This window comes from Psychrobacter sp. ANT_H59 (assembly GCF_008369225.1).
In the GTDB taxonomy this organism is placed as follows: domain Bacteria; phylum Pseudomonadota; class Gammaproteobacteria; order Pseudomonadales; family Moraxellaceae; genus Psychrobacter; species Psychrobacter cryohalolentis.
Map to the genome: position 1 here is coordinate 443,343 of NZ_VOBE01000001.1, position 22,720 is coordinate 466,062.

Sequence of the window (22,720 nt, forward strand, 5' to 3'; positions counted from 1 at the left end):
AAAACTAAAATCAATCATCATTTAATACTTTTAAGCGACTGACCCTATTCCTATGACAGAACAGACAAACATACCCCTGAATAAAGACCAACAAGACATTAGCGATAATACCGCAGAGGCTATGATGCCTATTAGTGACTCAAGTAACAAGCATCCCCATAAAGAGCCCTCAGCCAATAAGGAATCATTGGATAAAAATTCCTTAGATAAGAAGAAATTAGATCAAAGCTTAAAACGTAAAAAAACGGTCCGTAAGTCGGTAGAAAAAGAAAATATCCCTAACGCTACTGATGCGCCTATTACACCTCATCCTATATTCATAGAAGTCAGTCAGCGCTGCCTCGTCGCGACAAACCAGCTTAAGCGCTATAGTAAACCTAGTCTGCTGCCAACCGATACTCGTAGCGCACCCGATTTAGATATTGGTTTTGGGCAACAGCGGGCGCTTAAGGCATTGCATACGGCACTCGATATTCATGCTAGTGGCTATCATGTGTTTGCGGCTGGCGAGAATGGTTTGGGTAAACGTACGGTGATTAGTCGCTTGCTCAGTCTTATCGCAGCCGATGCACCGACGCCGGATGATTGGGTATATGTACATAACTTCACTGATCCTCGTACGCCGCTGGCACTGCGCTTACCTGCTGGTCAGGCCACTGTCTTGCAACATCAAGTCAATACTTTGTGGCAACAAGCCAAAAAACGGCTGAGTCAACGCTTTCGCAGCGATCAGTATCAAAGCAAGATAGAAGCCATCAAAAATGACACACATCAAAAGGAAAGTCATGCCTATGATGTGCTCAATGCTGAGGGCAAGCAGTATGATCTAGCGTTAACGTTTCGGCCGTTTGATAATAAAGCCGTTTTTGTTCATCCAAGCCAGCTTGCAACAGAAACGAGCGATATGGATGATAAAGCAGACAAACTCTCTAATAGTCATAAAAACAATACCCTTATCAATGACAATAAGGAAGCGGCGACCGCTAGCACCGATGAGAGCGATATTAAGGCTAATGATAGTTCATATAGCAGCGAATATGAAACTGAGCTAAATAATTTTGCTCAAAAAAATCATATGCAAAAACGTCTGAGTCAGCTGACGATTGCTTTAGAGCAATTAGAAGATGAAGCCAATGATGCCATCGAGTCGCTACATCGCAATATTGCCAAGCGAGCACTACAGCCGTTATTTACCCCTATTTATGAGCAGTTCAGTGCTCAACCACTGGTCGTTGAGTATCTGAAAGTAGTCTTTGCCGATATGGTTACTCATGTCGAGCGTATCGTTAATGGAGATGATGAAGAGTTTGTAACGGCATTGCTCGCCACGACGCCTAGTAGATATGCGGTCAATGTTATTAGCAGTCATGAGCCTGATAGTGGTGCGCCCGTTATCTTTGAAGACTTGCCTACTCACTTAAATTTATTAGGTCATGTAGAGCAGATCACTCAATTAGGTACGGTTACGACCGATGTCAGCATGATTCGTGCCGGCGCTTTACATCGTGCTAATGGAGGTTACTTACTGCTTGAAGCCAGTCATCTGCTTGAGCATCCTTATGCGTGGCAAGGTCTTAAGCGTGCACTACAGTCTCGTAAAATCAAACTCTCAAGTCTTGAGCAAATGCTGACCTTAACAGGTAGCTTATCCTTATCGCCTGCGCCCATTGATCTTAATATCAAGGTCATTTTATTGGGTGAAGCTGATTTGTATTACGAATTACTGGAGCTTGAGCCGGAGTTTGATGCGGTATTTAAGGTACGTGCTGACTTCCACGATGATGTGGTTCGTACTCATGAGCACGAGCTCGCGTTGGTGGGAAAGATGGCAGACATCATCGATTACGCCAATCTTTATCCATTTGATAGAAGGGCACAAGCTGCTCTACTTGAGCATTTAAGTCTGCAAGCAGAGGATCAAGACCGTCTAAGTCTGCACAGTGATTTGCTTATTAAGCTGTTGCATGAATCCAATCGCCATGCGCGTTTAGGCGGACAGGATATCGTTAGTGCCAAGCATGTGGTGCAAGCTATTGAAGATATGGATGAGCGCTCAGGATATTTGCGCGACCTCTATTGGGATGAGCTCAAAAACGGTCAGCAGCTTATTCAAACCCAAGGAGAGGCAGTTGGGCAAGTCAACGCGTTAACAGTGGTAAGCTATGCCGATAGTGAATTTGGCATGCCTGCCCGTCTCACAGCGGTCATTCAGCCAAATATCGGTACGGGTGAAATCCTAGATATCGAGCGTGATGTTGATTTGGGCGGTAGCTTGCACGCCAAAGGTATGCTGATCATGACCAGCTACTTAAGAGCATTATTTAGTCAGCACCATGCGCTAAATTTTAGTGCCTCACTGGCTTTTGAGCAAAGCTATGCGCATATTGATGGTGATAGCGCGACTGTCAGTGAGGGCTGTGCGCTATTATCTGCCTTAGCAAACGTACCGATCAATCAATCTCTTGCGATTACAGGTTCTATGAATCAGCTTGGTGAAGTACAAGCCGTCGGCGGCATCAATTCCAAGATTGCAGGTTTCTTTGATGCGTGCCGCGAGCAAGAATTGACTGGACAGCAAGGCGTGGTCATTCCTATGGCAAACGTCAAACAGCTTATGCTGCGCGACGATATCATTACCGCTGTAAAAGCAGGTAGCTTTCATATATATGGGGTGCACACGCTCAGTGAAGCGCTCACATTAATGACGGGATTACCTGTCGATACAGTGAATAAGAAAAGTCGCTACCGCAAAGAGACGTTGTTTGGTAAAGTCTTAAGTCGTTTGATGCTATGGGATGAAAACCAAAACACAGATGATGATATTGACGATAAAAAATCAAAAAAGAAAGCCAAAAAGAAACGCCAAGCCAAACGCCAAAAAAAAGAAGATAAGAATAAAGTCTCTAACAAAGAAAAGGCTATTAAAGAACAGCTTATTAAAGAGGATAACGACACTATCGTAGAAGAAGTTATTATAGATGAAGCACGCTAGATATTAGGGTGCTCTCTGCAATGCTATATAATAACCATCTGCTGATGTCATTTCATGCTCATACTAATGTGAATAACCCACTGACTTTATAATCGTGACATTACAAAGGTTATCTTTTCATGACTGTATCTCATACCGACATTGCTCATACTGACAACGATAATCGCGACAATCAACAGGCTACTGATGAGCAAGCAAACGCTGTTGCACTTTCAGACAATAAAGCCGCTGATGATGCAGCCGATAGTCGTCATGGCGCTGCGACAACAGCGCGGCAGTGGCAAGTGTTGTCGCAATTACAACGTAATCGCTGGGTCGGCACCACTCATGTTTATGAGCAGCTGATACTGGCAGGTTTTGATATCAGTTTGCGCACAGTACAGCGCGACTTAAACGCCCTTGCCAAACGTTTTCCTATCGAAAAAAATAACGCCAATCCACAAGGTTGGCGCTGGGAAGACGATGCGCCGCTACAAAGCTTGCCGCATATGAATCTATCTCAAGCGGTTGCCTTTAATATGGTGGAAGCCAATCTAAGCCAGCTGCTACCGCCCGTTATTTTAGATGAGTTATTTCCTTGGTTTGATTTGGCACGTCGCCAACTTAAAAACAGCAAAGTAACCCATTCATGGATTGATAGGGTTCGTATTGAACCCGCGACCCAGCCCTTGATTGCCCCGCATATTGACTTGGACAGTAAAGATAATATTTATCATGCTTTATTTTATCAATTACAAATCAAAGCCAGCTATACCCGTAGCAACAAATCCCAAGCCAGCGAATATACCTTAAACCCTATTGCTATTATCCAACGCGGGGTGGTTATTTATCTGCTCGCGACCCGCACTGATGATAGCGAAACTATTATTCGCACCTTTGCCCTACATCGATTTGCCAGTGTTGAGATATTAGAGAGCGCAGCAAAAACGCCTGATAATTTTCAGTTAGATAACTATCTGGATGCAGGTGGTATGGGCTTTAGTCATCCTTTATTCCGCCAACTGCCCAATCATGGCAAATATACAGCGATTGAGCTACAATTTACCAAACAAGCAGGCAAAAGCTTAACAGAAAGTAAGCTCAGTGATGACCAAATTGTTATTATCAATAGCGATGAAACCTTAACCATACAAGCAACGGTGAATCTAACTTCTCAGCTGGTTTGGTGGTTACGAGGTTTTGGTAATGGGCTGCTGAATGCCAAACCAGAGCTGCTTTATCAAGCGGTATTAGATAAAGCAGTGGAAGATATCTAAATTTTTAAGCCATTCTTACAAGCACTTTTATAGCTTCTACATCTACCTAATTCACTCATAAAAAAACCAAGTATCAAAAGGATAATTATGTCGACCACTACCCCATCGCCACTACTTTCAGACAGCTTAAGAGGGTTGGGTTTGGACGCAGGAACTTTGTTTTTTGGTCTCAATTATGAATTTACCAAGGTTGAGCAGACAGGCTTATTTAAAAAATTAAAGAAGCGTTTTAATAAAAATGCAAACTCCATGGATCTTGATTTGGCTTGCGTATTATATGATGACAACTGCACCATCAGCGATATCGTTTGGTTTAAGCAGCTGCGCGACAAAGCCGAATCGATATGCCATCAAGGTGATAGTTTGAATGGTAAAGACCGCGGCGACCAAGTGATGTATCTTGCACCGCTTGATCAAGAGCAAATCAGACTATATCTGGATGAAATCCCTGCTCATATCACGCATATTGCCTTAATTGCCAACTCCTATTACGGACAACCTTTTACCAGAGTTAAAAAAGGCGAGATTCATCTCAGCGATGATGAAGGTAACCGCTCTTTTGAGGTCAATTTAAAGCAGCTGCCACGTGATTGCGTGACGCTGTGGGTCGCCCATTTGCGCCGAGAAGTAGATGACTGGCATCTAACGTTACAGAACCTGCCACTCCCTGCAACAGATTTGGCAATAGCGGCGCAACAAGTGGCGCATGAATTGGCTCGTGCCCTACCGATCCCGCAAGCCATATATAGCTAAAAGGATGTGCCACGCTTAATTAAAAATGGTCAATCGCTATACAAAGCCATTGACCATTTTTAATTCTATATAGGCGATTCGATACAGAAGAAAGCCCGTGATAACTGGCATAGTTAAAATATCTTAAAAACGCTACAGTACTGCTGGTATAGATTTTTTACAGCCTTTGCCTGCGTAGGCACAGCAAGCAAGGAAAATTAATATCAGCAGTACTTGATGTATCAATATTGCTTTTCCCTGACTATAGTCCTTTACTATAAGCGCTCACCGCAATGTGGACAAAAATTCTTTTGCTGCACGTCTCTTTCACGGCGCTCAAGCTCTTGCTCACGCAGCACTTGCAGCACAATATCCTGCGCTTGTTCTTTATCTAAGCCCAGCTCGCGGCGGATTTTTTCAATCATCATCTGATTTTGAACCAAATCAAAATCACTATCAATCAGCTGTCCCCTGAAATCCTGCTCAAGCTCTTCACGGCGCTGACTGAGCTCATTTGCCAAGCCGGTTGCCAAAATACCAGCAGGTAACGCTGCTAAACCAACGCCCAATATAGTAATAATAGCGCCTAATATTTTGCCAGCATTGGTAATCGGCGTCACATCGCCATAACCTACCGTTGTTAGAGTAACTACCGCCCACCACATGGCTTTTGGTATCGATTCAAACTCTTCTGGCTGTGCATGATTTTCTACTAGATAGATACCACTAGAAGCGGTCACAATCATAATTATTAAGATAAAAATAACCGCTTGGAAAGAGCCTTTTTCCTTACTAATAACCACCAACAAAATACGCAATGAGGCAAAATAACGAGTCAATTTAAGAATACGAAACAAACGTAAAATACGCAAGAAACGCAAGTCTATACTGACAAAGAAGTTCAAAAAGGCAGGGGCAATGGCAATCAAATCAATCAATGCAGATGGACTTCTTAGCCAATCCCAGCGCTGTCGCCATGTAGTATTGCTTGGCTTGGCTTCAGCAACGCTCCATATGCGAAGCAAATATTCAATAGAAAATATCACAATAGAAAAATTTTCAAACCACGTAAAGTATTCTTGATAAGGGTAGTACCAAGTATCAACAGACTCTGCAATCACCGCAGTGACATTTGCCATAATTAAAAAAATAAGGAAATAATCAACACAGCGACTAAAGAGCGTATCATGCTCATCGTTTTGCAAAATATTATAGACAAAAAGACGCAAGCGCCGTATAGATTGAAATAGCATGCCGTCCCTATGCGGTGTAACACCGAGCTTGGATGAACAAAAAAGCCGTTATGAGAGTCTGATTATACTAACTTTGTATAATAAATGTAGACAACCAAGACCAATATGATAGCAACGGCGAAAAACGCTATGCGCAATAACCGCTCTTCAGCGCGCCACTCATGACTACGTTTTTGGGCAGGTAGCAAGGATAAGCCACAGATCGGGCAACAAGAATCTATTTGGTCTAACACTATCAATGAGAGAGCGTTGTCACAGCGCAGTGGAGAATTACTACAGTAGCCAAGCATAATAGATAACCGATCCCTTTATAAAATAATGGCATATCAATAATAGCAAAAACCTACAATCAAAATAGGTTATGCCATAAACTTTAACGTATCCAAACCTTTCTCATTGTAACTTTACGCATAAACATCTGAACGTTCCGCTTAAAACCTTACTACTAGTAAGGTATTTGTACTATAATAGATAGCAGATGTTACAGGTTAATCCCTAGCCTAACATTATATGTTGCTAACTTATGACATCCCTCATGAGCTAGCGACCATTATCTAAACGTTGAGGAATTAAACGATGAAACTACAATCCCTAGTTTTAGCCGCTGCTACTGCACTTACTATGACCACTGCTTTTGCTGTACCTGCAGGCACTTGGACAGTTGCCGCTGGTGCGCATTATGTTGATCCTAAAAATGATAATGGTGATGTCACTATAGGGGGCACAAGCTATGCTGTAGATGTTGATGGCGATGTCCGTCCAACCATCAGTGGTGAATACTTTATCGCTAATAACGTTGGTGTTGAACTACTCGCTGCCATTCCATTTCATCATGACTTTACCTTAACCGATGCCTTAAATAATGAGATCACTGGTAGAACTCAGCATTTACCACCAACGCTTTCTCTACAATATCACTTCGATGATTATAACCTACCTATGAATGTAAAACCGTTTGTGGGTGTTGGTGTAAACTACACGATGTTCTTTAAAGAAAAAGCAAATGTTGTAGGTACTGAATTAAAGCTTGATGATAGCGTTGGTGTTGCTGGTCATATCGGTCTTGATATCCCATTTGCTGCCACTGAGTCTTTCCGTATTGATGCCCGTTATATGGACATCAAAACTGACGCTACTTTGAACGGTACTGACATTGGCAAAATCGATATCAGTCCTTGGGTTTATGGCGTTGCCTTTGTAAAACAGTTCTAATTTAGCAGAATTATGAGCTAATATCATAAATAGAAAAAGCCAGCTTAGTTGCTGGCTTTTTTGTGTCTATTATTTATCTATCATTTGTTGCAATAACAGCTATAAAAAAGACCATCCGAAGATAGTCTTTCTTTTATATAAAATTTAAATAAGAATAAAACCTATAGCAAGATACGACGCGGGTCAGCAAGCAATGTTGCAACATAACGCGTGAATACTGCCGCATCAGCCCCATTAATCACACGATGATCATATGATAATGACAATGGCAACATCAAGCGCGGTTCAAAAGTTTGCTTATCAGCATTCCATTTCGGTTGCATCGTCGCTTCTGATGCCCCTAAAATACCAACTTGTGGCCAGTTTACCAATGGCGTAAACGCCGTACCACCTAAGATGCCTTGACTTGAGATGGTAAAGCTTGCGCCTTGCAAGTCTTTAGTACTTAGCTTTTTATCACGGGCTTTGATGGCCAATTCGCCGATTTCAATCGCAATTTGCTTGATACCTTTTTCGTGAGCATTTTTAATCACTGGCACGATTAAGCCATCATCTGTTGCTACTGCAATCCCCATATTTACGCTTTTACGAAGAATAATTTGCGTATTGTCATCGCTTAGATGACTGTTAAAACGTGGATGCTGGGTCAATGCATAAGCCGTTGCTTTGACAATAAAGGCTAAAATTGTCAGTCCAACACCTTCAGCTTTCATACTGCCTTTAAGCTCACTACGCAGCTGCTCTGTCTCAGTGATATCAGACAAATCAAACTGCGTCACCTGTGGCAAGTAAGTGTTGTAATTCAGCTGTGGAATCGACACCTTTTGCAAGCGAGTTAAGTCTTGGGTTTCTGTTTCGCCCCAAATCTCAACGTTACTCATATCAGGTAAGCTTGGTAAGCTGGCTCTAGATACACCGGCTCCAGTAGCGGGTGCAGCTTGTTTTGTCGTCAAGCTTTGCTTCACATGAGCAAACAAATCTTCTTTTAAGATACGTGCATTCAGTGCTGAACCTGTTACTTGGCTAATATCCACACCCAACTGACGGGCAAGTTTACGCACGGCGGGACCAGCATAGACATCAACCATTTTTTCATTGACTTGTGCTTCGGTCAGCTTATTACCTGTACTGCTTTTTGCAGTAGTACTAGCAACTTGTTTAGGCTCAGTCGTAGCTTGTTTAGCAGCTTCCTGACTTGAATCAGTCTTTTGCTCGCTCACTGCTGGTTTTGAATCTTGCGATTGAGCGACTGGTGCTTTGGCTTCACTCGTAGCATTAGCATTGTCTGAGCTTTGACCAATGATGACAATAAAGTCTTGCCCATTGGCAACCATATCGCCTACTTGTATCAGTATTTTCTCAACTTTGCCGGCTTGTGGCGCTGGTACTTCAACCGACGCTTTATCTGACTCGATTAGCAAGATAGACTGATCAGCAGTGACCATATCGCCAACACTGACCATAATCTCAGATACTTGCGCTTCATCGACGCCTAAATCTGGGAGCGCATGCGTGGTCGCTGTTGCTTCTTGCTCAACAGGTTGATCAGTATTTGACTCAACGGCTACCTTATCGCTCTGCTCTTCTTTTTGCGGTTCTTCTTGCTCACCATCAAGAGATTTCTCTTGAGTGTCAGCAGCAGGTGTTTCTACGCTTTGATTGTCATCTTGACTGTCAGTTTCGCTTTCAAGCTCGATTAGCACCATACCTTCACTGACTTGATCACCAATCGCAACACTGATTTTAGTCACTTTACCAGCAGCAGAGCTTGGCACTTCGACCGAAGCTTTGTCTGACTCAAGTAGAATAATATTATCGTCTTTTGCAATGACATCACCAACTGCAACCATAATTTCACTGACTTCGGCGCTATCGACACCCAAATCGGGGGCTTTAATGTCCATTTTTCATTTCCTTGTCTTATGGTTATTTTTCTTCGACATCATCATTATTAAGTAAGGTTGCATCGGCTTGATCTTCGGCGCGACCTTCACTGCTGATTTCATCATCATCTTCAGCGACAAACTCAGGTACAGGAATCGGATTGATGTTACCAGGTGCTGGAGCGTCTGGAGAATAGTCATAATATGGCTGTTGCTGCCATGCAGGCGGATGATCGATATCGATATTTAAGCTAGAGATCGCGTCTTTAACCAGACGCATTTCTACTTCGCCTTCATCAGCCAAGCGTTTTAGAGTAGCAACAACAATATGAGCGGCATCAACGTTAAAGAAGCTACGGAGATTTTCGCGGGTATCGGAGCGACCATAACCATCAGTACCTAAAGTGGTATATGGACGGCTATCTGGCAACCAAGCACGGATCTGTTCTGAATAGTTGCGCATATAATCCGTTGCGGCAACGACCACACCTTCGTGCGGTGCAAGCTGTTCAGTAATCCATGGCACGCGCTCTTCATCCATTGGATGTAGACGATTATAGTCATCACACGCCATACCATCACGTGTCAACTCATTAAAGCTGGTGACGCTCCAGACGTTCGATGTGATATTAAACTCGTCTTTTAAGATACGTGCCGCTTTTTGCACTTCACGTAAAATAACACCAGAACCTAATAACTGAACTTGCGCAGAACCATTATCTTCTAACAGATACATACCACGTTTGATGCCTTCTTCAACGCCTTCTGGCATTGCAGGTTGCTCATAGTTCTCATTCATCACGGTGAGATAGTAATAAATACGCTCACCTTCAGCATACATGCGGCGTAAACCATCATGCATAATCACTGCCAATTCATAACCAAAGCACGGATCATAGCTCACACAGTTAGGAACGACGTTGAATAAAATTTGCGAATGACCATCTTGATGTTGCAAGCCTTCACCATTTAACGTCGTGCGACCTGCCGTTGCACCAAGTAAGAAACCCTGTGCTTGACAATCACCAGCGGCCCAAGCCAAATCACCAATGCGTTGGAAACCGAACATAGAGTAGTAGATGTACATCGGAATCATCGGTAGCGCATTCACTGAATAACTGGTTGCCAGCGCAATCCACGCACTCATTGCACCCGCTTCGTTGATACCTTCTTCTAACATATGACCATCGATGGCTTCTTTATAACCCATCAAGGCTTCACTGTCTTCAGGTGTATACTTTTGACCAACGGCAGAGTAAATACCCAATTGACGGAACATACCTTCTAAACCAAAGGTACGCGCTTCATCAGGTACGATAGGTACGACGCGATCTTGGATGTCTTTGTTCTTTAGCATTGCTGATAATAGGCGCACAAACACCATGGTGGTTGATTGTTCTTTACCGTTACTACCTTTTAAAACACGATCAAAGATAGATAAATCAGGAATATTCAAAGGAATATGACCACTACGGCGATTTGGCAAATGGCCACCCAAGGCTTCACGGCGACCTTTTAGATACTTCATCTCTGCTGAATCTTCAGCTGGACGATAGAACGGTAGCGTCTCTAACTGCTCATCAGTAAATGGCAAATCAAAACGGTCACGGAAGTACACCAATGCTTCTTGATCAAGCTTCTTGACTTGATGCGATTTGTTAACCGCTTGGGTGGTGGATAGACCATAGCCTTTGACAGTCTTCACTAAAATAACCGTCGGCTGACCTTTGGTTTTCATGGCTTCACTAAACGCGGCATAAACCTTCATCGGATCATGACCACCACGGTTCAGACGTGAAATATCTTCATCCGTTAAGGCATCTGCCATCTCTTTTAATTCAGGATACTTATTAAAGAAATGCTCACGGGTAAATTTGGCATCGCGCGCTTCATATAGCTGATACTCACCGTCGACTGTCTCTTCCATACGGTGTTTAAGGACACCAGTATCATCATTAGCAAGCAGACTGTCCCAGTTACCGCCCCAAACCACTTTAATCACTCGCCAGCCTGCACCGCGGAATACGGATTCAAGTTCTTGAATAATTTTACCATTACCACGAACAGGACCATCGAGGCGCTGCAGGTTACAGTTAACGACCCAAATCAGGTTATCCAGCTTTTCACGACCAGCAAGAGAGATAGCACCTAAGCTTTCTGGCTCATCTGTTTCACCATCACCTAAGAACGCCCAAATCTTACGACCTTCTGACTCTAGCAGTTTGCGGTTTTCCATATAGCGATGTACATGGGCATGGTAGATTGACATGATAGGACCTAAGCCCATCGAAACCGTTGGGAACTGCCAATAGTCCGGCATCAAATAAGGATGTGGATAGCTTGATAACCCTTTACCACCGACTTCACGGCGGAAATTATCCAACTGATCTTCAGTCAAGCGACCTTCAAGATAAGAACGGGCATACATACCTGGCGCTGAGTGACCTTGATAGTAAATCATATCGCCGCCGAAATGATCGCTGGCAGCACGGAAGAAATGGTTAAAACCAGTTTCATATAGCGTCGCACTAGAAGCAAATGAGGCTAAATGACCGCCCAAATCGTCATCGTTTTTATTGGCGCGCATCACCATTGCCAAGGCATTGTAGCGAATCAAGGCGCGAATCTTGCGCTCGATCGTCAAATCACCTGGGTACATCGGCTCATCTTCAACTGCGATGGTATTGATATAGGCCGTATCTAAACGGTTAAAGGGCAGGCCTTCTTGCACCCCCATATTATATAAGGCTTTTAATAAGAACTGCGCGCGATCTTTATCAGCATGCTTAATCACAGACTCAAAAGCTTGCAGCCATTCCTGCGTTTCGCTGCTATCAGCATCCTTGTAATAATTCATCTTCTCTAATCCTTTTTTATCAGTCATCCCTACACGGTGGCAGGGTATTATTAAATCACAGAGTTATACATATTTTCGTAAGCAAACGATTTACCTAATGCCTTCCTTGCTGCATCTCGTCATTCCATTATATGTCTTGGCTATTACAGACCAGTGCTAATAATCAGCAACTGTAGCTTGGCATGGGGTTCAAACAGACATCGTAGTAAAAGTAAACGACAGCCGATATGCGACTTTCATCATCAAATGATATTGACGCTCTATTATAGGGGTTTATTCACGTATTGTTTATAGCTATAAAGAAATGCCAATATGACAAGTATTTTTAAAATAAATAGTGATTATGTTTTTTGAGATATTTGGGAGGTTTGTTGGGAAATTCTTTCTAATGAGTGATAAATATAATATTCAGCAGAAATATATGTATTTCGTCATATTAAATCTGCCATTCATCCGTTTTCTAAGAAATTTACAAAATTATTGCTTAATATGATGAATTACGTAATATATACAGATTTTTAGTTATGTTTATCGTGCGTATTTACATAAATAGTTGTTTGTGAATATCAGTTTATAGGGATAGCAATATGTATCAGACTCAGCGCTTCGTAAATGTAATAGTTTCACAATTATTTGGTGAATATATATATCGAATGTTGGCGTTGATGACAGCGATGATTTTTCTTACGATCAGCAATTCATCATTCGCACTTGCACCTAACCCTGGAGCTAACCTAGCATGCCCAGCTAGCTCAACTAAGGGAATATTCGATAACAGCAACTACACTAAGCTCAAAGAGAGTTTTGACACAAATACTTATCAGCCTATGACAAGTACGTCAAGTTTGTCTATTCCATTGAAAATCAAAATGACTATTGAAGATATCAACGTTAATACTTCTGGTAATAATACTACGATCACAGGAACTAGCGCCAATCCGGCTATGGATATTAATAGAAATTTCAAAGATCTAACATCTCGTTCTGATATCACTTTAGATTTTCAAAACACTGGGAATAGTGACTCTCTTTATTTAAATAATGTTGCCATAAGCGCGTTTGATATTGATAAAAGCATAGGCAGCAATAAGACAGGTTGGGATGATTTAGTCAGCATCACTGGCATAACCCGAAACAACACTAAGATTAAAGGGACTTTTCAAAGACTATCTGGATCCAGTGTCATTGAGCTGGCAAATGGGCTTCAGACCTCTTCTACAAATGCATCATTTAACTGCACTGCTGCTCTTGATACAAATTGTCAAGGATCTGTCTTATTTAGCGAGGATATCAGATCGGTCACTTTTAGCTACACTAATACTAATAATGTAACTACTCCTACAAGTCAAAGGTTTCAGTTTCGAGTAGATAGCTACTGCTACACGCCACAATATACTTTCTCAGGTATTGTTTTTAACGATAATGGTGGTATCACAGATGCTAATGCTACTAACGCCAATATTACAACAGGTCCTTATGCTAATAACGCTAATTACTTTAACGGTATATTCGATAGCGCTACACCTAATGCTGAAGCTGGTATTCCTAGTAGTACTGTTGAGCTTACTCACTGTACAAATGGATCTGTTTATGGTTCGCAATTGGTTGATGGTAGCACACCTACTATTGGTCAATATAAGATAAATGTTCCTATTACTACCATCAGTGGCAATACCAATAATCTCTGTTTAGTAGAAAAAAATAATAATACCGGTAATGTCTATACTATCCGTACCAATAGTAATAAGAAAGTGATTGCATTTGCAAATACCACTTACCATTATCCAGATAATAACTTCGGTAGAGTCATCGCAGCAAACGTAGCACTGGTTCTAAAAAAGGCCCAGTACATCAATAACTGTCCTACTACACTCAACTATACTGACCCTGCTATCAATACTTCAGGCAATAACGATCCTAGAGTAGGATTTAGCTCTGCAAGCATCAACGATCTTGTGCCAGGACAATGTATTGCTTATAGAATTACCGCCACCAATCGTGCAAATATCGTGATCAGCGATTTTGTGATGCGAGATGTGCTGCAGAAAAAAGGGGTAAACGGCGCTCAAGTCACATCAGTACTTGCCAACCCACCACTTTCAACCACTGATTATAACGCTGCCGAAAATCCAGCTATTGGAGCAAATGGTGAAGTCAAAACCAGAACCCTTACCATCAATGCAAGAAACAATCGCGTTTTTTACTTCAATACCAAATATGGCACCACAGCAAATCCTTAGTCATCGTTTTCTCTTGCATTATTCTCAACACTGAAAATTCTGCCTTTTTCAACAAAAGCCCTATCTTGAAAGACGGGGCTTCTACCGTTTAGTCACTTCAAAATGCCGTTTGTCTTATTTATAGTGAAATTTTGTATTTAGTTTGTGACAATAGCCTTAAGAAAAAATTTGATGTTACCTAAACTTTTATATATTACTGATTGCGATTTTTGAATCATATAAGATGACATTTAAGTCTCATTAATAACAATAGTGTAAACAAGGAATACTATATGAAAGGTTTTAACATTTTACGTACTGCCTTATTAGCCAGTTTAGCATCGGTATTTTTGTTAAATACAGCTTATGCAGATGAAGCTCTAAAAATGGAGCTAACCGCTAATAAGGTCGTTAAAAATAGTGAAGGTAAAATTAGTTACTTACCAGTTCGGACTGCACCTAAGGGCACTGTGATTCAGTACAAAGCAACTTATAGCAATACCATCAATGAAAATATCAATGACTTAGCAGTTACCCTGCCCATTCCAGCTAATATGACTTTTAATGGTGAGGTATCTCCCGCTAGCGCCCAAGGCAGTATCGATGGCAAGAACTATGCTGATATGCCACTGATGCGCAAAGTCGATGGCAAAATGGTAAAAATTCCTTTTTCTGAATACCGTACCTTACGTTGGAATATCAAGTTATTACCCGCCAATAAATCTGCAGCCGTAGCCCTTAATACCATCGTTGACTAAGACAGTCATTCTTGAAAATACATTGGTTACTATTTTGAACGTAACTTCTAGAACTTTTTAATTCGGAGCTTTATATGAAATCAAGCACTTTTAATTACAGCTTATTAGCCATTGGCGTCGCTGCTATACTAGGTATGAGCACGACTGTTAATGCAGTAGAGACGTCTAAAACATCAACGAGTGTAGAGATTACTAACAAAGCTACCGCTAGCTATAATGTGAGTGGTCAGGCTCAACCAGAAGTCGAATCTAACACAGTAAAAATAACGGTAACAGAGCAAACATCATTCTCATTGGTTCCTGCTGTCACTAATACTGGAAAAGAAGTAGCGCCTAATGGGTTTGTTCAGTTTACGCATACTTTGACCAACACGGGTAACCGCACTGATAACTATGCTATCACGACGCCAACAGCTCCTGCCGGTTATGATACGGCCAACTCTACTGTCTCGTATAAGATATATAACGAGCTTAATGTAGAAGATACAACTCGTACTACAGATAATGCGCCCTATGGTGCCTCTAGTGGCAGAGTTTTTCCTCTTGAAAAAGGGCATTATATTGTACTTGTTATTAATGCCAAAACCACTGGTAACAAAGGTGGTGAAACCAAACCACTAGAAATCTCTGCGGTTAGTTCACTTTTAGGTACAGATAAAACACTCATCAATACTGACACCTTTTTTACAAGGCTTCCTACCTTTAGTATCGTTAAGACGATTATTAATGGCTTAGACCTCAATAATCTTGATAATGATACAGCTACTTATAGAGTTGTAGTCACCAACGATGGCAACACTGCATTTACGACTGATGCTACTGATATTGCTATTGCAGATATTCTACCAGATGGTCTGGTAATGGCAGAGGCACTAACACTAGCTAATATCAAAACCAGTTCTACTGCGACTAAAGGCACTATCGATCCCATTAATACGGGTGCTGTAGGTACTAGTGGCTTTAACATTACTGGTATCAATATCCCAGTAGGGCAAAACATAACTATTGAATTTAAAGTCAAAAAAGGGACAGGCACACTTACTCCTGCAACAGCTATCAATCACGTGACAGTGACTGATGACTTGGATAACAATCCTAATACTGATAATACGCTTATCGATAGTACAGACACCAGTAGAGAACAAAATGTTGGTGCGTTCTATCCTACTACCGAGATTAATAACCTCAACGGTCAGCGACCAGCTAACCCAGGTGATGACTCAACACTGCCACTATCATCAGCAACTATTCAGCGAGCTCTAACACTAACTGGTTCAACTTTCAGAGAGATTTCACCGACTGCAGGTACTCTCGGTCAAGTAAAACATCAAACGGTCATTACCAACACCGGTAAAGACGTCGAGGGCATTAAAGCTGAGGAATTAACTTTTACTATCAATGACAATGACGGTAACCTGCCAGACCAAATTAATATAGTTCCTAATAGCGTCACTGTCACTTATTATCCAAATGGCAACGACACCACAACACCAACAGTAGTGGATAAAACTATTACCGCGGTCGATGGTGTGTATGATCTCTTTTCTGCTTTACCTAATGGTATAGCCCCTAATGGTACTGTCACTATTAAATATAACGTGTCATCAGCCAATGCAAAAATATTTACACCAATAAACTCTACCACTCCTACATTCGAAGAAACTGTGGTCACCTTGATTCCAGGTAAGGAAGGCGCGCCTCAATCGGTTTCAGTCACCGATAGAACAACTGTTCGCGGTTTAACATTGCTGAAAACCCAAGCGATAAATGCAGATTGTGTGGGTACACCTCCTGCTGCGAATTTTGTCAGTACTGACATTAAAGACGTTTCGCCTGGCCAATGTATTGTTTATAAGGTCCAAGCGAAAAACACTTCTTCTGCTGATACGACCTCTCCTACAGGCATAGGTTTTGATATTAAAAATATCGTTATCTCAGATGCATTTTCTAACTTCTCAAATGAGGCTGACTATGTAGCGAATTCTGTAGGGACTACTAATGGCACAACATCTGATACTGGAACTGCCATTACTAATAATATTGATATGTTAGCGCCTCAAGCAACTGAAACCATGCAATTTAAAGTAAAAGTCAAAACTGCTAGGGTAGTTACTCCTACGCCATAATTGTATTTTGAGCTTAAGATTATCAACTTAAACTGAACTTTTAACTCTATAAGTATCTACGGGTACTTATAAAGACTTTCCCTAGCTTATAATTTATTTAAGCTAGGGGAATTTTACCCCCATCTTGTTTTATTGGATAAGCAACATATGACTCTATCTGTAATGACACCGTCTAATCGTATCGCATTGTGTACAGCGAAGATCTCTGCGCTGTCATTAGCAATGTTGCTTATGCAATCAAATATAGCCTTAGCAGCGCCTAACCCTCTGCTACAATCCATCAAAAATACTGCTGAAGCCAGTTACATTATTAGTAACGGTACTAACTTTAATCTAAATAGCACTTCTAACCAAGTGAATGTTCAATCGTCTGCTTTTCCTCAATATGGTATTAGCCTAACCTCGCCGCCAACAAAGACTATCGCCCCTGGCTCGACCGTTAGTTGGAAAAACCTTCTAACCAATACCAGTTACAGTGATCAGACTATCGATTTGAGCCTGACTATACCTAATAGTTTATCGAACATAAAACTCTATCAAGACTTGAATAACAACGGACGCTTCGATGATGGTGTTGATAAAGCGATTAAGTTAAATAACAATTTAACCGCTCAGATTACTTTAGGTCAAAGCGAGAGCATTGAGCTTACTATACAAGCATTATCTGATACCAATGCTAAAGCCGATGATACTGCTAGCATCAAGCTTGGTGCTGCTGTTGTTGAAGACCCTTCTATTACCGCTTTAGTGAGTGACGAGCTAATCATCGTTGAAACACGTCTCGATTTTATGCTTTATTCATGGGATGGCTATAGAAGAACATCGCAGGTGGGTGAAAATATCTATCTTGAAGCCAGCTGTGCTAAATGTAACGTCCGTGATAGTGCACGAGATGAAATATGGATAACGATTACTTCCTCTAAAACGGGTGATAATTATTCACTTAAAGCTATTGAGACTGGTGATAATACTGGTAAATTCCGTATAGAAGCACCAACAGAAAATAATGCTAATGCCATTAATGACGGTATCATTCAGACACTAGAAGGTGATAATTTACTCGCTACGTTAGATGCTTATATCGACTCAAATGGTATACGACAGGAAATTAAAGAAGCTATCAGTAGCAATATCGCTATCGTTAATGATATCCCAACCCTACAAGTTACCAAAGAAGGTGATGTCAAAACTGCCTCACTTGGTGATTATGTTAACTATACAATTAATATCAAAAATGATGGTACCAGTACGGCTTATAACGTTGAATTAAAAGACGCTTTACCGCACGGATTTGACTACGTTGGTGGTAGTGTGAGTATTGATAAAGCGCAAACCACTGAGTTTAAAACCGATGGCAAATATCAAGTTTTAAGTCTGGGGAATATGGATGCCAAAACTAGTAAAGATATTACTTATCGCGTATTGGTTGGTTCATCAGCATTAGGCGGTGATGGTATCAATCGTGCGACTGCCATTGCCAAAACTGAGCAAGATCAAAGCCTCGTATCAAGAGAAGCCCAGTGGAAAGTAGAAGTCGATCGCGGTGTTATGAATACAGATGGCATCATCGTCGGTAAGGTCTACCATGATATCAACCGCGATGGCATTCAACAAAAACAAGGTGGCGAGCTTGGTGTTGCTGGCGTGCGACTCTATATGGAAAACGGCAACTTTGCTGTCACTGATCCGGAAGGAAAATATAACTTTTATGGTATCAGCGCCAAGACCCACGTCCTCAAAGTTGACCGCACTACTATTCCAAACGCCACAGAACTGGTTACCCAAAGCAACCGTAATGCTGGTGATGCCGGTAGCCGTTTCGTTGACCTCAAATATGGCGAGTTACATCGTGCCGATTTCGGTATCGTTGGCGGTATGGCGGACAGTACTGAACGCTTAAACGCAGAGCTTGTTGCGCGTAGCAAAAGTATCGGTGCCAAAAACGATCGCTTAGAGCAAGCGGTTAAAAGCGAGCTAATTTTAGATCCTGACTATAACCGTGACAATAAAGACAATATCAATGCCAGCGGCTGTAAATCTAACGATGTTTTAGATGCAGGGATTCAATGCGATTCAGCAATCGTCAATGAAATGGTAAACCCATCTGCAAATCGCGTTGAGATGGCAATTACTAAAATTGCACCTCCTGTAGAAAAAGAGTTAGAAGAATACTTGAAAGAAGTGGCTAACAATAACGTCGCCTTTATTAATTTAGATGAAGGTCAACAGCTCACTACTTATAAGCAAATGGTACAGGTGCAAGCACCACTCGGGTCGATATTTACTTTATATGCCAATGGTAAAGCGGTATCAGAACAGCAAATAGGTAAAACCGCTGAACAAGAAAAGCAAAATGTTACTGCATTTGATTATTACGCAGTCGATTTAAAGCGTGGCACTAATACCTTACGCGGTGTCGCAACCGACGTGAATGGCAAAGTTATCTCTGAGCAAACTATCAAGGTATTAACACCGGATATTTTACAATCTATTAGTTATCGTACCCAAAAACAACTGGTGGCAGCTGACGGCGTCAGCGATTATCAAATCGTTATCAGTCTAAAGGATCGTGATGGTCGTCCTTATATAGCATCAACTCCTATCACCATTGATACCAATATTGGTCGTATCAATTTGGCAGACAGCAGTAAAGACCAAGCCGGCACGCAAGTTACTGTCAATGGTGGTGAGCTATTGATCTCCGTGACTGCGCCAAGCGTACCCGGTAAAGGTGAGATGATCATCGATACAGGCAGCAATAAGCAAGTAATTCCGCTACAGTTTACGGCTCAATTGCGTCCATTAATAGCTGTTGGTATCGTTGAAGGCGCGATAGCGCTCAAAGACTTTGATGGTAGTAATATCACTGACGCACAAGGTGCATTTGAAAAAGAATTACGCGAAATAGCCGGTAACGATGATTACTCAGCGACGGGTCGTGCGGCAATGTTCTTAAAAGGCAAAGTACGCGGTGATTATCTATTAACGCTTGCTTATGACAGCGACAAAAAAGGCGAGCGCCTGTTCCGTGATATCGAGCCGGGCGAATACTATCCCGTTTACGGCGACTCATCAGCCAAAGGTTTTGATGCGCAATCGACGAGCAAGCTATATGTACGTCTAGATAAAGGTCGCTCATTTGCCATGTATGGCGACTTAAAGACTCAAATTGACAACGATGAAGGTATTAAGCTCGGTCAATACAATCGTACACTGACTGGTGTCAAAGCCCAGTTTGAAGATAGCAACACGCGTATTACTGCTTTTGCCGCTGAAACAAGCACCTCACAGCGTGTCAATGAAACTCGTGGTTTGGGCATTTCAGGTCCTTACCCGCTTGCTAATGATTTTGATGCAGTATTAGAAAATTCAGAAACTATAGAAGTAATCACCCGTGATGCTAATAATCCTGGACGTATTGTGCGCCGTGAGACCTTGACGCGCTTTGCTGATTATGAAATTGATCCTATTAGCCGTAGCTTATATCTAAAATCACCGATTGCTAGCCAAGATATCGATGGCAACCCTATCTACTTACGCGTTACTGTCGAAGTTGATGAAGGTGGTGAGAAATATTGGGTAGGTGGCGTCGCTGCTAAACGACAATTGACTGATAAAATTGCCATCGGTGGCAGCTATATTAATAGTGATGATCCACTTAATAAAGAAGAGCTTGCTAGCGTTAATACTGTGGTTAAACTTAATGACAAGCTAAAACTGGTCGCAGAATATGCCAAAAACAAAGCTGAGAATCCAAATTTCGAGCCAAGCAATCAGATCAATGCGGACAAACTAACAGGCGATAATGCTGAGGGTGACGCTCTACGTATCGAGCTTGACTATGATAATAAAAAACATACCCGTGCAAAAGCCTATCATAACGATACCGATATCGGTTTTGTCACTGGCGCGTCACCACAAACTGCTGGTCGTACCGAATCTGGCATCGAAATCATCCACACTTTAAACGAGAAAAAGACTGCGCTTAAACTTGAAGGCGTACGCACAGAAGATCATATTACTGATGCAAGTACTGAAGGCGTACAGGCCAGTATCGAACAGCGTTTAAGCAAAAATATCGTTGGTGAAATTGGTGTACGCTACTATAAACAAGAAGCAGCAGCCTCACGTAATATCCAAGCAGCAACAGATGTGGTGGATATTACTAATGATACTTTTGCAAATGATGACATCATTAATCAATCTGCGCTAAGCAACGTCAGCAACACTGAAAAAGATATCGAAGGCACCACTGCCCGCGCCCGTCTAACCGCGCGTTTGCCAAAGCTAAATAACTCATTGGTATTTGCTGAGTATGAGCAAGATATTGAACACAGCTCACGTAACGCAACCTCTATCGGCGGTGAAACAGCACTGGGTAATTTAGGTCGACTTTATGCTCGCCATGATTTAATCAATAGCTTGTCTGGCAGCTATGGTTTAGACGATTCTGAGGAGCGTCAACGCACTGTTGTCGGCTTTGATGCCACTTATATGAAAGATGGCAAGGTTTATAGTGAATACCGTATGCGTGATGCCATCAGTGCTCGCGAAGCGGAAGCTGCCATTGGTCTAAAGAATAAATGGTATGTGCAAAAAGGTTTGACGCTTAATACTTTACTCGAGCGTGTCGAATCTTTAGAGGGTGAGAAAGACAGTACCTCAACTGCAGCAGGTTTTGGCGTCGAATATCTTGCTAACGAAAATTACAAAGCATCAGGGCGCCTAGAAAAACGCTGGGGCGATACCAGTGACACCTTATTAGGTAGTGCTGGCGTTGCCTATCGCTATAACGATGAAGTGACTTTATTAGCCAAAGATATTTATTCAAAAGTTGATTATGACGATGGTCATCGGACTATCAATCGCTTTCAACTTGGTGCTGCCTATCGCGACTACGATAGCAATCAGCTTGATATGCTGGCCAAGCTTGAATATCGCTTAGATGATAATGCCACTGGTGATGACCCTTATCAAAAGGATGCTATTGTCTGGTCATGGAGCGGTAACTACCATCCAACGCGACCATTAACGTTATCAGGTCACTATGCAGGTAAATATACCGAATACGATGCTCAAGGTATCGCAAGTGACAATACCGCTCATGCTTTGTATGCTCGTGGCTTATATGATATTAGCGAGCGCTGGGATATTGGTTTACAAGCAGGTACTTATTGGAATAAGCAAGCAAATGACCTAGCCTATTTAGTTGGCGCTGAAGTTGGCTATAGTCCAATGAACAATTTATGGTTATCGCTTGGTTATAACTTCATGGGCTTTGAAGATGAAGACATCGCTTATGACGATACTACCATCGAGGGCGCATACTTTAGACTACGCTTCAAGTTTGATGAAGATCTATTTAAGCGTGAAGACCCACGTAAAAATAAACGTGCAGCACCTGTATCCTCTACATTATAAGACGGTCAACT

General features: G+C 41.8%; 11 protein-coding genes. 8 read left to right on the forward strand and 3 right to left on the reverse strand.

The genetic code is table 11. From position 1 onward, the window contains the following. Positions 1-52: 52 nt before the first annotated feature. The 3 genes from FQ083_RS01750 to FQ083_RS01760 all read left to right on the forward strand — a co-directional run bounded on the left by FQ083_RS01750 (position 53) and on the right by FQ083_RS01760 (position 5,001). Positions 53-2,992 (forward strand): ATP-binding protein, encoded by a 2,940-nt coding sequence (locus FQ083_RS01750; protein WP_149408574.1) that lies wholly within the window; start codon positions 53-55, stop codon positions 2,990-2,992. Positions 2,993-3,111: 119 nt separating this feature from the next. Then, positions 3,112-4,248 carry a helix-turn-helix transcriptional regulator gene (locus FQ083_RS01755; protein ID WP_149408575.1) on the forward strand — a complete coding sequence of 379 codons (1,137 nt, stop codon included), beginning with the start codon at positions 3,112-3,114 and terminating at the stop codon, positions 4,246-4,248. Positions 4,249-4,335: 87 nt separating this feature from the next. Further along, a complete protein-coding gene (locus FQ083_RS01760; protein ID WP_149408576.1) occupies positions 4,336-5,001 on the forward strand; it encodes a TerD family protein in 666 nt (221 codons plus the stop codon). A 254-nt stretch (positions 5,002-5,255) separates the two neighbouring features. On the opposite strand, the gene FQ083_RS01765 is transcribed toward FQ083_RS01760, so the two are convergent. Beyond that, the gene (locus tag FQ083_RS01765; protein ID WP_149408577.1) at positions 5,256-6,233 is read right to left on the reverse strand and encodes an ion transporter; all 978 of its coding nucleotides are present in this window, start codon (positions 6,231-6,233) and stop codon (positions 5,256-5,258) included. A gap of 576 nt (positions 6,234-6,809) precedes the next feature. On the opposite strand from FQ083_RS01765, the gene FQ083_RS01770 reads away from it, so the two are divergent. Next, positions 6,810-7,445, forward strand: coding sequence for an OmpW/AlkL family protein (locus tag FQ083_RS01770; protein WP_011513389.1), 636 nt, complete (start codon positions 6,810-6,812; stop codon positions 7,443-7,445). 161 nt (positions 7,446-7,606) lie between these two features. Here the strand turns inward: FQ083_RS01770 and FQ083_RS01775 are convergent, their stop codons facing one another. Both FQ083_RS01775 and aceE read right to left on the reverse strand, forming a co-directional pair. Further along, a complete protein-coding gene (locus FQ083_RS01775; RefSeq protein ID WP_149408578.1) occupies positions 7,607-9,349 on the reverse strand; it encodes a 2-oxo acid dehydrogenase subunit E2 in 1,743 nt (580 codons plus the stop codon). A gap of 22 nt (positions 9,350-9,371) precedes the next feature. Continuing rightward, a complete protein-coding gene (aceE, locus tag FQ083_RS01780; protein ID WP_011513387.1) occupies positions 9,372-12,185 on the reverse strand; it encodes a pyruvate dehydrogenase (acetyl-transferring), homodimeric type in 2,814 nt (937 codons plus the stop codon). A 587-nt stretch (positions 12,186-12,772) separates the two neighbouring features. Here aceE and FQ083_RS01785 point away from each other — a divergent pair. The 4 genes from FQ083_RS01785 (at position 12,773) to FQ083_RS01800 (ending at position 22,709) form a co-directional block, all read left to right on the forward strand. Beyond that, positions 12,773-14,425, forward strand: a complete 1,653-nt coding sequence (locus FQ083_RS01785) for a hypothetical protein (protein WP_149408579.1) — start codon at positions 12,773-12,775, stop codon at positions 14,423-14,425. 272 nt (positions 14,426-14,697) lie between these two features. Continuing rightward, entirely contained in the window at positions 14,698-15,162 is a 465-nt protein-coding gene (locus FQ083_RS01790) for a hypothetical protein (RefSeq protein ID WP_011513385.1), read from the forward strand. Positions 15,163-15,236: 74 nt separating this feature from the next. Continuing rightward, positions 15,237-17,288: a hypothetical protein gene (locus FQ083_RS01795; protein WP_149408580.1), complete on the forward strand. Its 2,052-nt coding sequence runs from the start codon at positions 15,237-15,239 to the stop codon at positions 17,286-17,288. A gap of 147 nt (positions 17,289-17,435) precedes the next feature. Beyond that, positions 17,436-22,709 (forward strand): DUF11 domain-containing protein, encoded by a 5,274-nt coding sequence (locus FQ083_RS01800; RefSeq protein ID WP_149408581.1) that lies wholly within the window; start codon positions 17,436-17,438, stop codon positions 22,707-22,709. Positions 22,710-22,720 lie beyond the last annotated feature (11 nt).